Source organism: Mesorhizobium sp. M0244 (genome assembly GCF_040321795.1).
Lineage (GTDB): Bacteria > Pseudomonadota > Alphaproteobacteria > Rhizobiales > Rhizobiaceae > Mesorhizobium.
Window position 1 is genome coordinate 1 of record NZ_JAMYSE010000132.1, and the last position, 14,474, is coordinate 14,474.

The window sequence follows — 14,474 nt, forward strand, 5'->3', positions numbered from 1 at the left end:
CCCCCCCCCCCCCCCCCCCCCCCCCCCCGGCCCCCGCCCCGCCCCGCCCCCGCCCCCCCCCCCCCCCCCCCCCCCCCCCCCCCCCCCCCCCGCGCCGCCCCCCCCCCCCCCCCGACCCCACGGACCCAGGAGATGCGGCGGACCTGAGCATCATGGGGTATTCTTCGGATCGAACCGGCGATCTGGCCTCGCGCCGGTTCCGTCTAGAGCTTCACATTTGCGCAACAACTTATGGAAATCAACCGTTTCTTAACCAAGCCTCGCAAATCGCTTGGATTAAGGTAAATTCGTAACCCTGTTGGGTTGACCGACTAATTGGTGTTCGGCGCTACGCCGCCTTGGCGACGACGCGATTGCGGCCGCCGCTCTTGGCTTCGTAGAGCGCAAGGTCGGCGCGTTTCATCAGCGCCGAGACCGTGTCCACCCCTTTCAGCACCGACGAAACGCCGACGCTGACGGTGACTTCGACGGCTTTGCCTTCGGCGCCGATGGGAAACGGCAGCTGGGCGATTTCGGCGCGAATACGCTCGGCGACCTTTTCGGCCACCGCGCCGTCCGTGTCCGGCATCACCACGACGAACTCCTCGCCGCCGAAGCGGCAGGCCAGGTCGATGCCGCGCACATTCTTGCGCAGCCGTCGCGCGAATTCGCGCAGCACGTCGTCGCCGCCGTCATGGCCGTGCGTGTCGTTAATAGTCTTGAAGCGGTCCAGATCGGTGATCATCACCGACAGCGGCCGGCGCCGCGCCACGGCGCGGTCGAACAGCGTCTGCAGATGGCTGTCGAGATAGCGGCGGTTGTGCAGGCCGGTCAGGGCATCGGTCACCGCCATCTCGATGGTCTGGGTGACGCTGGCGCGAAGCTGGTCGTTGTAGCGCTTGCGGCGCACCTGCGTGCGCAGCCGCGCGGTCAACTCCTGCTGGTCGATCGGCCGCATCAGATAATCGTTGATGCCAAGTTCAAGGCCACGGATGATGCGCCCCTCCTCGCCCTCGTCCGCCAGAAGGATGATCGGCAGGAAACGGGTGCGATCGAGCGAGCGCAATTGCGAACAGAGCCTCAGCGGGTCGAAGTCGGCGAAAGCCGTCGAGATCATCACGCACTCGTAGGGCAGCTCAGCAGCCTGAAAGAAGCCGGCATGCGGATCGGTGGCGACGTCGAGATCGGCGCTGCCGCGCAGCATCTTCTGGATGCGCTCGAAGGAGGACTTACGCTCATCGACCAGCAGCACCTTTGGCACTGCGTCGTCGGCAGCGAAGTTGCGGCTCAAAAGCTCCTCGATGCCGATATTGCGCGTCGTCGAGGCGCGCAGCCGCAGCTCGTCGGTCAGCGACTTCAGCCTGACCAGGCTCTTGACGCGCGTCATCAGTTGCAGATCGTTGACCGGCTTGGTCAGGAAATCGTCGGCGCCGGCCTCGAGGCCCCGCACCCGGTCCGAAACCTGATCAAGCGCGGTGATCATCACGACCGGGATGTGCGATGTCGCCGGGTCGCCCTTCAGCCGCCGGCAGACCTCGAACCCATCCATATCAGGCATCATCACGTCAAGCAGCACGACGTCGACCTTGCCGTTCTCGCAGATCTCGATCGCATCCGGCCCGTTGGTGGCGGTCAGAACCTCGAAATATTCGGCAAGCAGCCGAACCTCCAACAACCGGACATTGGCTGGGATGTCGTCGACGACGAGGATCCGCGCGGTCATTTCACAAAGCTCCGGCTCGGCTGCAAAGGTACATCAGGCATCGCCCAGGTAGGATTTGATGGTTTCGATGAAACGCGGCACCGAGATCGGCTTGGAGATATAAGCCTCGCAGCCGCCCTGGCGGATGCGTTCCTCGTCACCCTTCATCGCAAATGCGGTGACGGCAATGACCGGGATGACATGCAAATCGTCGTCCTCCTTCAGCCATTTGGTCACCTCGAGGCCGGACACTTCGGGCAGTTGGATGTCCATCAGGATGAGGTCCGGTCTGTGCTGCCGCGCTAGATCCAGCGCTTCCAGGCCGTTGCGTGTGCGCACCGTCTCGTAGCCGCTCGCTTCGATGAGGTCGCGAAAGAGCTTCATGTTGAGCTCGTTGTCCTCGACGATCATAACCTTCTTAGGCATCGATTTCCCGTCCCGGCTGACCCTTTTGTCCAAGGATGCCGTCATGCGCCCTCGCCGGTACGCATCAAACCCTGCTTCACTATACAGCGATATGATTGACGAAACGGAAACCGGCCGCGGCAAAAGCCGCCGGATTCCACCTCGATCGCCGCATTGAAGAGCTTGCCGCAAGCGGCGCTTGCGATTACTGCGAAAAGAGACTCATTTCACTCCAAAGAAGGTAGTGATGGCAAACTCAGCGTCAATGCGCGAGGAAGCGGAAACCCTTGCCGTGAAGGCATTGGGCTTCGTCGCCGCCGATCCGGAGCTGCTGCCGCGTTTCCTGGCGATCACCGGCATCGAAGCCCATTCCATCCGCCGGGCGGCCGGCGAGCCGGGATTCCTGGCCGGCGTGCTGCAGTTCATCCTCGCTCACGAGCCGACGCTGATGCGTTTTTCCGAGGAGACCGGAACGCCGCCCGCCGCAGTCGGCAAGGCATTGCGGGCGCTCCCGCTCGGCGACGACAATCATGAGCATTCGATATAGGCGACGATCCCGAGACTGCGGGCAGATCGAAGAACCTGCCGCAGACGACGGGCCACTGCTGGTGCTTTACGGCGTTGCCTCTTCCCCACTGTCGTCAGTCCCGACGGGGTCGGCCGGCTTCAGCATGGCGCCGTTGACCGTCACCGAACCGTCGGCTTTGGTGTTGATCACCCATTCCAGCCGGCCGTCCGGCAGCGTCTTGCCAAACCCTTTGATCGCCAGCGCGCCGGTAAAATACTGCGCGGCCTGCGGGTCCGTCTTCGCCGCCGTCTGCAAGGTCTCCACGATCTTTTCGTATCCGGTGATGTCGACAGTCACGTCCGCATCCGGCTTCTTGCCGGGGAACTTCATCTCGCCTTCCATCGCAATCTCGATGTTGCCGTTCTTGATCGTGCTGTGTCCGAGAACGACCTTTGGCGTCTTGGCCAGGAAGTCGGCGGAGATCTGTTTGCCAAAATCTGCCGGCAGCGGTGGATCCTTTCTGAAATCAAGGGTTTCTATGGTTTTCTTCGCTATGCTGTCCAGATCGATGTTGGCGCCGCCGAAGTTGAGGTCGATATCCGTCGGCAGCAACGCAACGCTCCAGCTGGGCAGCACCTGCTGCGGCATTGTCAGGCCGGAAACCTTGAACGCGTAGTTGATCTTGCCGTCCTTGGCGATGCCGTCCATGCCGACGGCGGAATTCAATTGCTTCGCACCGAACTTGCCGACCGGGCTCTCCACCACAAAGTCCTTGAAGCCGTAGGTGCCGTCGATCCGCTCCCACAGTGGCAGTGCTGCCGTCAGAAGCGATTTGAACTCCGCCTCATTCGCCTTGAATTTGGCTTCATCGTCAGTCGCCACGATGAAAGCAAGCAGGTCGAGCAGCGGCTTTGTCCGTAAACCCTTGCCGGTCGCATCCACGGAAAGTTCAGGCGCTTTTACAGCAGCCGGAAAACTCAACCCACTTTTGGGATCGTTGACTTTGATCGTTTCGGCGAAGTTCGTTATTTTTTCCGTTACCGTGAAATCGATGCCGCCATTTGCGGATTTGGTCGAAGCTATTACGGCAGTGCCAGGACCGACCGTGACATCCGCCTGCTGCTTGGGCTCTCGGGTGGTCATCGTCATGCCAGCCATCGAACCGGTTGCGCTCGCGAAAGCGGCTAGGTCGGGGTCATAAACTCCGGTGAACTTGTTGTCCGACACGGAGAAGTCAATGTGCTGCGGCCCCTCAGGGCCACCGAAATCGATAGACCCCTTGGGCGACACGTCCGCCGAAACGTCCCAGTGTCCATCTTTGCGTGGCTTGACCAGCATGAAGTAAGGCGTGATGTCGAACTTGAAGGCTTGCTGCTTTGCCATCAAATCCGTGACTGGCTTGAAGTCGAATGCCAGCTTGTAGGCATCGCCGTCGACTGAAATTTTAACGAACCCGATATCGAACAGCTTCTTGCCGAAATAGTGCGCCAGATCGTCGGAAAGCTGCTTGGCGCCTTGGCTGTCGACCGCCTGGCCGAAGGCCGGTGCGCTGCAGGCAAGAAGTAAAACAAATGGCAAAACGCGCTTCATGTCGATCCTCACTTAATCGCACCGTTTCTATCACTGGTAGGGAAATACCATCACAGCCGCAAGAGAAGGCCCATGTGTTGCGGCATCGCTTACAGCACCAGCCGCACCAGCGGCCGGCCTGGCTTGCGCTCGACCAACCGCTGGAACCCGGCCTTTTCGAAGACCCGCGACGACCCGACGAACAGCCCGATCGAGCGCGAATCCTTCGACAGGTCGATCGGGCACGCCTCGAGCAGCCGTGCACCACTTTCCCGTGCAAAGTCGATGCCGCCTCCGACCAGGCGGTGCGACAGGCCCCTGCCGCGTGCCTTGGTGCGGATGAAGAAGCAGGAGATCGCCCAGACGCCCGGATCGGTGGCGTCGGCCGGGTCGATCGGCGCCGACCCCCTGCCCTGGTTGTTCCATTCGGGCACGTCGGCGCGCGGGCCGATCTGCATCCAGCCGACCGCCTGGCCGTCCTCGAAGGCCAGCAGGCCGGGCGGCGGCCCGGCCTCGATTCGTGCCTTGATGTGGTCCTTGTTGCGCTCGCGATTGCTCTCGCGGCGCACCGCCGGCGCTAACCGGAAATGCGTACACCAGCAGCCGTAACAGGCGCCCTGCTTGCCGAAAAGGTCCTCGAAATCCGCCCAAAGCTCAGGCGTCAGCGGTGCGATGATCGTCTCCATCAATCCTCTCCCGGCCAGCCGCCTTGTGGCCAGCCTCGCACTGTCGTACCATTGCATTTGTTCTCTTTTTGTTCGCAGCGATGGCGGCCCCTGTCAACAATCCCGAACACGGTTTTTGCCGCGACTGCCTGAGTTTCCAGGGCAGCGAGGCACGCCGTTGCGAGCGCTGCGGCAGTCCGCGACTCGCGCGTCACCCGGAGCTTTACCGGCTGCGTCTTGCCCATATCGATTGCGACGCGTTCTACGCGGCGGTCGAAAAGCGCGACAATCCGGCCTTGAAGGACCGGCCTTTGATCATAGGCGGCGGCAAGCGCGGCGTCGTCTCCACCGCTTGCTACATCGCTCGCGTCCATGGGGTGCGCTCGGCAATGCCGATGTTCAAGGCGCTCGAAGCCTGCCCGGAAGCGGTGGTCCTCCCGCCGGACATGGAAAAATACGTCCGCGTCGGCCGTGAGGTGCGCGCTATGATGCAGGCGCTGACGCCGCTGGTCGAGCCGCTCTCGATCGACGAGGCCTTCCTCGACCTCGCCGGCACCGAGCGCCTGCATGGCCTGCCGCCTGCGGTGGTGCTGGCGCGCTTCGCGCTCGGCGTCGAAAAGGAGATCGGCATCAGCGTTTCGGCGGGCCTTTCCTACTGCAAATTCCTGGCCAAGGTGGCGTCGGATTTTCGCAAGCCGCGCGGCTTTTCGGTAATCGGCGAGGCCGAGGCGACCGGCTTCCTGGCCGAGCAGCCGGTGACGCTGATCTGGGGCGTCGGCAAGGCTTTTGCCGCCACGCTTGAGCGCGACGGCATCGGCACCATCGGCCAGCTGCAGCGCATGGAGCGCGGCGACCTGATGCGCCGCTATGGCGTCATGGGCGACCGGCTCTACCGGCTGTCGCGCGGCGAGGACGACCGTCGCGTCGTTCCCGGCCAGGACGCGAAAAGCGTCTCCGCCGAAACCACTTTCGATACCGACATTGCCTCCGTCGACGAATTGGTCTCGGTGCTGAGGGCGCTGTCGGAAAAGGTCTCGGCCCGGCTGAAAAAATCCGGCATTGCCGGACGCACGGTCGTCCTCAAGCTCAAGACGCAGGATTTCAAGATCCGCACGCGCAATCGCCAGCTCGGCGATCCGACCCGGCTGGCCGACCGCATTTTTTCGACCGGGCTCGAGCTGCTGCGCAAGGAAGCGGATGGCACAAAATACCGGCTGCTCGGCATTGGCGTCAGCGATCTCTCCGACGATGACAGGGCGGACCCGCCCGACCTGGTCGACGTCCAGTCACGCAAGCGCGCCATGGCCGAAGGCGCCATCGACACGCTGCGCGGCAAGTTTGGCCGCAGGGCGGTGGAAACCGGCTATACCTTCGGCAAGGGCCGCGATGCCCATCCGCCCGAGCCGATCGAGGAGTGATACGGCATAGGGCATGTTAAGATTCAGGTCAGGAGAGTGGTGGCTTCCGAGAACCGGAGCGGAGCGTACTGTCGGGTACGCAAGCACCGGAAGCGCAAGAAGCCGCCGTTCGCAGGCCGGCATCACCTGAATATGCCCTGCTCAGGTGCGCCGCAGATCGATCCTGCTGGTCACCACCCTTTTTCCGGTTTTCGGATCGGTATCGATAACGGTCAGCCGCATGCCGTCCTCGCCGGTTTTCTCAACAGTCATTTGCGCCCTGCGATCGCCATTGACCTCCTTGGCCCAACGGATGCCGAGATTGATTGCGTTGCCGGAGCGGCTGCCGCTCAATTGCGCCGGCCCGGTGCGCGATCCGACATAGGTGCCGGTGTATTTCGTCCCGCTCGATTTGAGATCGGCGCTGATGGAGCGCGTCACCACGATAAGACCGCGGCAGCTGCCGTCGAGCGATAGCGAGCTCGACGTTGCGTCGGAATTGAAATGACAGGAGACATTCACCGTCGGCGCATCGGTGGTCACCTTGACGATGCCTTTGCCGGCGAAATTCCCCTGGAATGAGCGAAGAAAATCCGAATCGTCGGCATGCGCTGCCCCGGCCCCGGCCGTCAGGCAGCCGGCAAGTACAAATCGTGCAAGTGATTTCATCGGACCGCTCCTCGTTGGTATCCAAAACACAGCACGCAAACACTGAGGGACCAACGCTCCCCTCAGCGGCGGGTTCCGGCTTCAACATCACTGTTTGCAACGCTGCACGGCTGGCCCAGTCGAATGCGTCGGCTAGCGGTTGCGATGAAAGCGCCGGCTTGCGACATAGCGCCCATGGCACCCGCACCCTCGATCCCCAAGGCCGCGTTCTGGATGGCGCTGTCGATCGCCTCGTTCCTGGCGATGTCGGTGGCCGGCCGCGCCACGACGGCAGAACTCAACGTTTTCCAGGTGCTCGAGCTGCGCTCGGTGATCGGCTTTTTCATCCTGCTGCCGCTGGTCATGATGTCAGGCGGTTTTCCGGCGATGCGCACCGGTCGTCCGCTGGCCCATATCACCCGCAACGTCGTCCACTATACCGGCCAGGCTGCCTGGCTTTACGCCTTGACGCTGATCCCGCTTGCGGTGCTGATCTCGATCGAATTCACGACGCCGATCTGGACCGCGCTGCTGGCGGTCGCTTTCCTCGGCGAAAGGCTCTCCCGGCCACGGCTTGCGGCGATCGTGCTCGGGCTGATCGGCGTGGTGATCATCGTGCGTCCGGGCGTCGGCGCGGTCAATCCGGGGCATGTTATCGTGCTGGGCGCCGCGGTCTGCTTCGGCGTCTCGGTGGTCCTGGTCAAATCGCTGACGCGGACGGACAGCGTCGTGCGCATTATCTTCTGGATGCTGATCATCCAGTCGGTGCTTGGCCTCGCCCCGGCGCTATACGAATGGCAAAACCCGCCGCTCGAGCTCTGGCCGTGGATCCTGCTGATCGCGTTTACCGGCATGTCGTCGCATTTCTGCATGGCCCGCGCACTTGTCTATGCCGATGCGACGGTCATCTCGCCAATGGACTTTTTGCGCGTGCCGCTGTCGGCGATGATCGGATGGCTGCTCTATCACGAGCAGATCGACGCCTTCACCGCGGCGGCGCCCTGCTGATCCTGCTCGGCAATCTGCTCAATCTGCAGAAAAAAGCCACCAAACCTGCTGAAGCGGCAGCAGCGTAGCGCTGCAGTTTCAATCGCCGTCGTCGGGTATGTTCAGAACGTGCCCACAGGCCTTGCAATGAACGGCGTCGGGCTCGTGCCGCTGCAGCCCGCATTGCGGGCAAGGAAAGAACACCTTGGTGGGACGGAAGAGCGCCTGCCCAGATTGGCCAGCGCTGCAGGCATCAGCAGCGTCAACAGGATGAAGCCATCGATCCACGACGCCGGCTGTTTCATCAAGCGCAGCATGTCGTTGGAGGCAAGCAGCCGGGCAATCATGTCGGCGGCGACAAGTGCTGCCACGGAGTAATCCAGCCAGAGGAACGAGGACGACTTCTGGATCACCGGCGTGGCGATGAAAAAGGCAATGATGGCAAGGTCGATGACAACAGCCGCAAGCTGAAACCGGAACGCCGCCGGTGTGCGCCCGTGATATAGCTTGCGCAGCCTGTCGCGGAGCCGCGCCAACGCCGAAAGATCCTGCGCCCTATTCTTGTCAGCTACCTTCATGACGACTGCGATAGCGTTCGGGGCACCAGCCGTCCAGGGGCGGAGCAGGGAGAAGCCGCTATGGCTCTTGAGAACATTCGGAGAGTTTCAGACCCGGAAGACAATCAGACCGGTTTCGCCTCGATGATGCTGATGCGAGGTCCGGCTTCAACAATATTCGAGACCTGGAAATCCGATGCCGCAAGCAGCAACTTAAATTCTTCCGCCGTGCGCTCCTGCCCGCCCGGCATGATCAACATGTTCAGATCGCCAAATTTTGCGCTGGCGCCTTCGTTGGGCGGCGCCAGAATGCTCTCAAGCACCAGCAGTTTGCCTTCTGGGCGCATCGCCCGGCGGCAGGTTTTCAGGATCCGGGTGTTTGTGTCGTCGTCCCAGTCATGCAGGATCCATTTAAGCACAATCGCATCGGCGCCTTCGGGCACCGAGACGAAGAAATCGCCGGCGACGATGTCGCAGCGATCGGCCACGCCCGCGGCGTCAAAGACCGGGCCGGCCTTCGCCACTACCTGCCGCTGATCGAAAAGAATGCCGCGCTGGCCGGGATTGCGGCAGAGGATTTCGGCAAGCAGCGCGCCCTGCCCGCCCGCGACATCCATAACGACGGAGAACGGCCGGAAGTCATAGGCCGCGATCACCGCGGCGGCGACGCCACGCGACATGGCCGTCATCGCCCGGTCGAAGATGACGGACTCTTCCGGGTGCTCCGCCCGATATTCCCAAACGCCCTTGCCATAAGCGTGGCGAAAGGCGTTTTCGCCGGTGCTGACACTGTGCAGCAGATCGCTCCATGCTCGACGGAAATAGGCCCGTCCGGCCAGAATCGCCCACGGCGCGACCGAATGCTGAACATCGGATCGCAACGCGCTGCCAACCGGGGTTAGTGAGAAGAACCGGTCTTCCGCTTCATGGAACACGCCGACCGACGCAAGGGCGCGCAGCAGCCGGTAGAGCGCCTGGGGATGGGTATTGGTCAACGCGGCAAGTTCGCCGCTGGCGCGTTTTCCGTCCTTGAGATGATCTGCAATGCCCAGCGTGGCGGCGACGCATATCGCCTGAGATACCTGGAACCCGTTGACCATCTTCTGGAGTTCGGCAGCGGCTGTCCGCTCATCCATGACACGCTCCCCGGCCGCCAAAAGACCCAGGCCGGCAACCGAAAAGACGAGTTGATGGTATGGGCGGGTGAGCTCACGATACCAGCGGCATTGTCACCGGGCAATGCCGGCGCTGGGGTGGCGAACACGGTCGAAACAAACGGAACCGTGCTAATCGCGTTAGATCACACCAGTTCCACCTCGACCACGCCCGGCACCGCACGCATCGCCGACGCAATCTGCGGCGACACGCGGTAGCGGTTGGGCAGTTCGATCTCGACCTCGCCCTCGCCGCCTTCCTTGATAACGATGATGCTCACCTGACTGTCGCCACGCTGGCCAAGCTGCGATTGGATTGTCGATGCCGGTCCATCATTTCTGACAAAGATGCGCAGCGCTTTCTGGATGCGGCTTGCCTCGTCCTCCAGCGACTGCACGGTCTGGATGCGCAGATTGACGCCTTCGGGCCTGTCCTCGGCCGAAACGGTGATCACCACCGAGCGGCCGGGTTCGAGCAGGTCGCGGTATTGCGCCAGTCCCTCGGAAAACAGCACCGCTTCATATTGCCCCGACGTGTCGGAAAACTGCACGACACCCATCTTGTTGCCGGTACGCGTCTTGCGTTCCTGCTTGGTGGTGACGGTGCCGGCAAGCCGGCCGGCGGCAGCACCGCGTTTGACGGCGGCCGAGAACTCGCCCCAGTTCTGCACCCGCATCTTCTGCAGCGCCGCCTTGTATTCGTCGAGCGGATGCGCGGAGAGATAGAATCCAACCACCTGGAATTCGCGGTGCAGGCGGTCGGCGGCGAGCCAAGGGTCGGTCGCCGGCAGGTTGAGCGCCTGCGATTGCGCGCCTAGCGAGGCGCCAAAAATGTCGTGCTGGCCGGTGACCGCGTTCTGCTGCGCCAGCGACGCCAGCCCCATCATCCGCTCGACGCCGGCCATCATTGCCGCGCGGTCGTGACCGAAGCAGTCGAGCGCACCGGCCATGATCAGACTTTCAAATACGCGCTTGCCGACGATCTTCGGATCGACCCTCTCGCAGAAATCGGCGAGGCTCTTGAACAGGTTTTCGCCGCGCGTCGCGACGATGTGCTCGACCGCCGCATCGCCGACACCCTTGAGCGCGGCCAGCGAATAGAAGATGCGGTTCTCGCCGACCTCGAAATCCCGGAACGACGTCATCACCGACGGCGCCACCACTTCGATGCCGAGGCGCAGCGCATCCTGGCGGAAATCGGCGAGCTTGTCCGTATTGCCCATGTCGAGCGTCATCGACGCGGCCAGGAATTCGACCGGGTAGTGCGCCTTCAGATAGGCGGTCTGGTAGGAGACGACGGCATACGCGGCGGCATGCGATTTGTTGAAACCATAGTCGGCGAACTTTGCCAGCAGGTCGAAAATGAAGTCGGCTTGCGGCTTGCCGACGCCGCGCTCGACCGCACCGGAAACAAAGCGCTCGCGCTGCTTGTCCATCTCGGCGCGGATCTTCTTGCCCATGGCACGGCGCAATAGATCGGCTTCGCCCAGCGAATAGCCGGAGAGCTCCTGCGCGATCTGCATCACCTGTTCCTGGTAGACGATGACGCCTTGCGTCTCCTTGACGAGATGGTCGATCTTCGGATGGATCGATGCCATCTCCTCCTCGCCATGCTTTCTGGCGTTATAGGTCGGGATGTTCTCCATCGGCCCCGGCCGGTAGAGGGCGACCAGCGCGATGATATCTTCGATGCAGTCGGGCCGCATGCCGATCAGCGCCTTGCGCATGCCGGCACTTTCCACCTGGAACACGCCGACCACCTCGCCGCGCGACAGCATTGCGTAGGTATCGGGGTCGTCGAGCGGAATCTTGGCCAGATCGATCTCGATGCCGCGGCGGCGGATCAGCTTGACCGCCCTGTCCAGCACCGTCAGCGTCTTCAGGCCAAGGAAGTCGAATTTCACCAGCCCGGCCTGCTCGACATATTTCATGTTGAACTGGGTGACCGGCATGTCCGAGCGCGGATCGCGGTACATCGGCACCAGCTCCGACAGCGGCCGGTCGCCGATGACGATACCGGCGGCATGCGTCGAGGCGTGCCGGTAGAGGCCTTCCAGCTTCTGCGCCGTGTCGAGCAGCGTCTGCACGATCGGCTCCCGCTCGGCCTCTTCGGCAAAGCGCGGCTCGTTGGCGATGGCGTCGGCGAGCTTGACCGGATTGGCCGGGTTCGACGGCACCATCTTGCTCAGCTTGTCGACCTGGCCGTAAGGCATCTGCAGCACGCGGCCGACGTCGCGCAGCACCGCGCGCGCCTGCAGCGTGCCGAAGGTAATGATCTGGCCGACCTGGTCGCGGCCGTATTTCTGCTGGACGTAGCGGATGACCTCCTCGCGCCGGTCCTGGCAGAAGTCGATGTCGAAGTCGGGCATCGACACACGGTCGGGATTGAGGAAGCGCTCGAACAGCAGCGAAAAGCGCAGCGGATCGATGTCGGTGATGGTCGTCGAATACGCGACCAGCGAGCCGGCGCCCGAACCGCGGCCCGGCCCGACCGGAATGCCTTGCACCTTGGCCCATTTGATGAAGTCGGCGACGATCAGGAAGTAACCGGGATATTTCATCTTCTCGATGACGCCGAGCTCGAAATCCAGCCTTTCGCGATATTGCTCGGCCGTGTAGCCGGGCGTCGGCCCATGCGCGGCCAGCCGCGCCTCCAGCCCTTCATGCGCCTGCCTGGCAAGCTCCTGCGCCTCCGCTTTCACCGCCGCCTCGGCGTCGGCGACGTCGCCACCGGCAAAGCGCGGCAGGATCGGGTTGCGGGTCTTGGGATAATAGGAGCAGCGCAACGCGATCTCGACCGTGTTGTCGATCGCTTCCGGCAGGTCGGCAAACAGCCTCGCCATATCGGCCTGGCTTCTCAGGAAATTGTCCGGCGACAGGCGGCGGCGATTGTCGGCCGCGACCACGGAACCTTCGGCGATGGCGATCAGCGCGTCATGCGCCTCGTAGTCCTCACGAGAAAAGAAAAACGCCTCGTTGGTGGCAACCAGCGGCAGATCGTGGCGGTAGGCGAGGTCGACCGACGACTGCTCGATGGCGCGATCGTAGCCGGAGACCCGTTCCAGCTCGACATAGAGCCGGTCGCCGAACAGGCCCTGGAGCGCCAGCAGCCGCGTCTCGGCGAGTTCGCGGCGGTCCTCCTTCAAGGCATTGCCGATCGGGCCGCGCGGCCCGCCGGTTAGGCAGATCAGACCGTCGGAGTGGCCCTGCAGCATCTCCGTCGTCAGATGCACCGCTTCGCCGGGCGGTGTCTCGAGGTAGACGCGGCTGACCAGCCTGACCAGATTGCTGTAACCGGCCTCGGTTGCGGCGATCAGCACCACCGGCCGCATCTCCGGCCCTTGGCGCCTGCGGTCGCGCTGGCTGTCGCTCGCCTCGCCGGAAAAGGCGAGGTCGATCTGGCAGCCGATGATCGGCTGGATGCCGTCCTTTACCGCTTTCTGGGCGAATTCCAGCGCGCCGAACAGATTGTTGGTGTCGGTGACGGCGATTGCCGGGCACTCGTCCTGCACCGCATGACCGACGATCTTGCCGAGCTGCAAGGCGCCTTCGAGCAGCGAATAGGCCGAATGCACGCGCAGATGAATGAACCGGCGCGCCGGCGCCTCCGCTCGCGACGCCTTGGCATAGGCTTCGCGCAGCAAGGGATCGCGTGGAAGTCTCTCATCCGCCATGGTTTTTTTCGCGCTGCCTGAAAGGACTCAGTCGATAAAGAAGTATTGTCCGGCAGCAGATAACACGAGTCCAGCGGAAGCGATTGGAGCTTTGTGAGCTAGCAACCGCTTCCGTCGGTAGAAAAGGCGCTGCCACCGAAGCTGCCAATCTCCTCCCTCGTGGAGGAGATGTCCGGCAGGACAGAGAGCGGCGCTGTCCCGCCGACATTGAGGTCGGCAGTACCCGCCACGTTGGTCGAAAAGAAGCCCCAAACAAAAACCCGCCACGGCGGGCGGGTCGTCAGCGCCAATCAGCACCATGCCCAAATTAATAGCATAGCTGCCGGCACAAAGCAAGAACAAAATACGCTGTTGGGGGCAAAAAATGCGAATTCCTCACGGCCTCGCCTTGTCCCTCCTCAAGCGAGCGTGTTCGACCAATTGCAAGGTCGCGTTCCTTCGCGCGCCCCTCTGTCCCGCCAGCCTCAGGCGGGTTTCAGCCTCACGCGAATTCCATGATCACCGCATCGACGGCAAGGCTGTCGCCTGGCTTGGCGTTGAGCTTCGACACGATGAGATCGCGCTCGGCGCGCAGCACGTTTTCCATCTTCATCGCTTCGACCACGGCCAGCGTCTCGCCGGCCTTGACCTCCTGCCCCTCGGCAACGGCGATCGATACGACGAGGCCTGGCATCGGGCAAAGCAACATCTTCGAGGTATCCGGCGCCACTTTTTCCGGCATCAGCCTTTCGAGTTGGGCGGTGCGCGGCAGCATGGCGCGCGCCGTCACCGACATGCCTTTCCAGGCAATGCGGAACCCGTTCAGCGCCGGCCTGACCTGCGCCGCGACCTTGCGGCCACCGACCTTGCCGCGCCAGATGAGATCACCCGGCCGCCAGTCGGATGCCACCGTCAGCGGCTTGCCGCCGTCGATCGACAGGTCGAGCTCCATCGGAATGGAAATCATGCCCTCAGCGACGGCGACCGAAAGATAGTCCTCGCCGATCTTCACCACCCAATCGCGCTTCAAGGCGCCCGAATGCGGCGCCAACCGCCCGCCCAACCGGTCGAGCCGGTCGCGGCGCAGGAGTTCGACCGCGGTGGCGATCGCTGCCAGCACCGCTTTCTCCTCGGCGCTAGGCACGATCGGCGTGAAGCCGCTCGGATATTCCTCGGCGATGAAGCCGGTCGACAGCCGCCCTTCCCGCCAGCGCGGATGCTGCATCAGCGCCGCCAGAAACGGGATGTTG

The 14,474-nt window shown here is 63.0% G+C and carries 10 protein-coding genes and 2 pseudogenes; 3 read left to right on the plus strand and 9 right to left on the minus strand.

Annotated elements, in window-relative coordinates; translation table 11 throughout:
* Nucleotides 1-328: 328 nt before the first annotated feature.
* Nucleotides 329-1,702, minus strand: coding sequence for a PleD family two-component system response regulator (locus NKJ08_RS36005; RefSeq protein ID WP_352530850.1), 1,374 nt, complete (start codon nt 1,700-1,702; stop codon nt 329-331).
* Between the two features lie 33 nt (nt 1,703-1,735).
* The gene (locus NKJ08_RS36010; RefSeq protein ID WP_006334976.1) at nt 1,736-2,107 is read right to left on the minus strand and encodes a response regulator; all 372 of its coding nucleotides are present in this window, start codon (nt 2,105-2,107) and stop codon (nt 1,736-1,738) included.
* Nucleotides 2,108-2,333: 226 nt separating this feature from the next.
* Here NKJ08_RS36010 and NKJ08_RS36015 point away from each other — a divergent pair, with 226 nt between their 5' ends.
* A complete protein-coding gene (locus tag NKJ08_RS36015; protein ID WP_352530848.1) occupies nt 2,334-2,633 on the plus strand; it encodes a DUF3572 domain-containing protein in 300 nt (99 codons plus the stop codon).
* Between the two features lie 66 nt (nt 2,634-2,699).
* Here the strand turns inward: NKJ08_RS36015 and NKJ08_RS36020 are convergent, their stop codons facing one another.
* On the minus strand, nt 2,700-4,184 hold the full coding sequence (locus tag NKJ08_RS36020) for a hypothetical protein (RefSeq protein WP_352530846.1): 1,485 nt from the start codon (nt 4,182-4,184) through the stop codon (nt 2,700-2,702).
* A gap of 89 nt (nt 4,185-4,273) precedes the next feature.
* Complete coding sequence (locus tag NKJ08_RS36025; RefSeq protein ID WP_352530844.1) at nt 4,274-4,849, minus strand: GNAT family N-acetyltransferase; 576 nt, start codon at nt 4,847-4,849, stop codon at nt 4,274-4,276.
* An 80-nt stretch (nt 4,850-4,929) separates the two neighbouring features.
* Between NKJ08_RS36025 and NKJ08_RS36030 the strand changes: the two genes are divergently transcribed.
* Nucleotides 4,930-6,246, plus strand: a complete 1,317-nt coding sequence (locus NKJ08_RS36030) for a DNA polymerase IV (RefSeq protein WP_502904231.1) — start codon at nt 4,930-4,932, stop codon at nt 6,244-6,246.
* A 141-nt stretch (nt 6,247-6,387) separates the two neighbouring features.
* Here the strand turns inward: NKJ08_RS36030 and NKJ08_RS36035 are convergent, their stop codons facing one another.
* Nucleotides 6,388-6,894, minus strand: coding sequence for a hypothetical protein (locus NKJ08_RS36035; protein ID WP_352786008.1), 507 nt, complete (start codon nt 6,892-6,894; stop codon nt 6,388-6,390).
* A 174-nt stretch (nt 6,895-7,068) separates the two neighbouring features.
* Here NKJ08_RS36035 and NKJ08_RS36040 point away from each other — a divergent pair.
* A pseudogene (locus NKJ08_RS36040) lies at nt 7,069-7,949 on the plus strand (DMT family transporter).
* Between the two features lie 10 nt (nt 7,950-7,959).
* On the opposite strand, the pseudogene NKJ08_RS36045 reads toward NKJ08_RS36040, so the two are convergent.
* The 4 genes and pseudogenes from NKJ08_RS36045 to NKJ08_RS36060 all read right to left on the minus strand — a co-directional run.
* Nucleotides 7,960-8,438, minus strand: a pseudogene (locus NKJ08_RS36045) (zinc ribbon domain-containing protein).
* A gap of 104 nt (nt 8,439-8,542) precedes the next feature.
* Entirely contained in the window at nt 8,543-9,517 is a 975-nt protein-coding gene (locus NKJ08_RS36050; protein WP_352530836.1) for a methyltransferase, read from the minus strand.
* 200 nt (nt 9,518-9,717) lie between these two features.
* Nucleotides 9,718-13,245, minus strand: coding sequence for a DNA polymerase III subunit alpha (gene dnaE / locus NKJ08_RS36055; protein WP_352530834.1), 3,528 nt, complete (start codon nt 13,243-13,245; stop codon nt 9,718-9,720).
* A 481-nt stretch (nt 13,246-13,726) separates the two neighbouring features.
* Nucleotides 13,727-14,474, minus strand: a 748-nt coding sequence (locus NKJ08_RS36060) for a biotin/lipoyl-containing protein (RefSeq protein ID WP_352786011.1), incomplete at its 5' end; no start/stop codon positions are given.

Excerpts from the sequence above, each read along its gene's own strand:
- NKJ08_RS36005 (WP_352530850.1), bottom strand. The coding sequence starts at position 1,702 with ATGACCGCGCGGATCCTCGTCGTCGACGACATCCCAGCCAATGTCCGG.
- NKJ08_RS36010 (WP_006334976.1), bottom strand. The coding sequence starts at position 2,107 with ATGCCTAAGAAGGTTATGATCGTCGAGGACAACGAGCTCAACATGAAG.
- NKJ08_RS36015 (WP_352530848.1), top strand. The coding sequence starts at position 2,334 with ATGGCAAACTCAGCGTCAATGCGCGAGGAAGCGGAAACCCTTGCCGTG.
- NKJ08_RS36020 (WP_352530846.1), bottom strand. The coding sequence starts at position 4,184 with ATGAAGCGCGTTTTGCCATTTGTTTTACTTCTTGCCTGCAGCGCACCG.
- NKJ08_RS36025 (WP_352530844.1), bottom strand. The coding sequence starts at position 4,849 with ATGGAGACGATCATCGCACCGCTGACGCCTGAGCTTTGGGCGGATTTC.
- NKJ08_RS36030 (WP_502904231.1), top strand. The coding sequence starts at position 4,930 with ATGGCGGCCCCTGTCAACAATCCCGAACACGGTTTTTGCCGCGACTGC.
- NKJ08_RS36035 (WP_352786008.1), bottom strand. The coding sequence starts at position 6,894 with ATGAAATCACTTGCACGATTTGTACTTGCCGGCTGCCTGACGGCCGGG.
- NKJ08_RS36050 (WP_352530836.1), bottom strand. The coding sequence starts at position 9,517 with ATGGTCAACGGGTTCCAGGTATCTCAGGCGATATGCGTCGCCGCCACG.
- dnaE (WP_352530834.1), bottom strand. The coding sequence starts at position 13,245 with ATGGCGGATGAGAGACTTCCACGCGATCCCTTGCTGCGCGAAGCCTAT.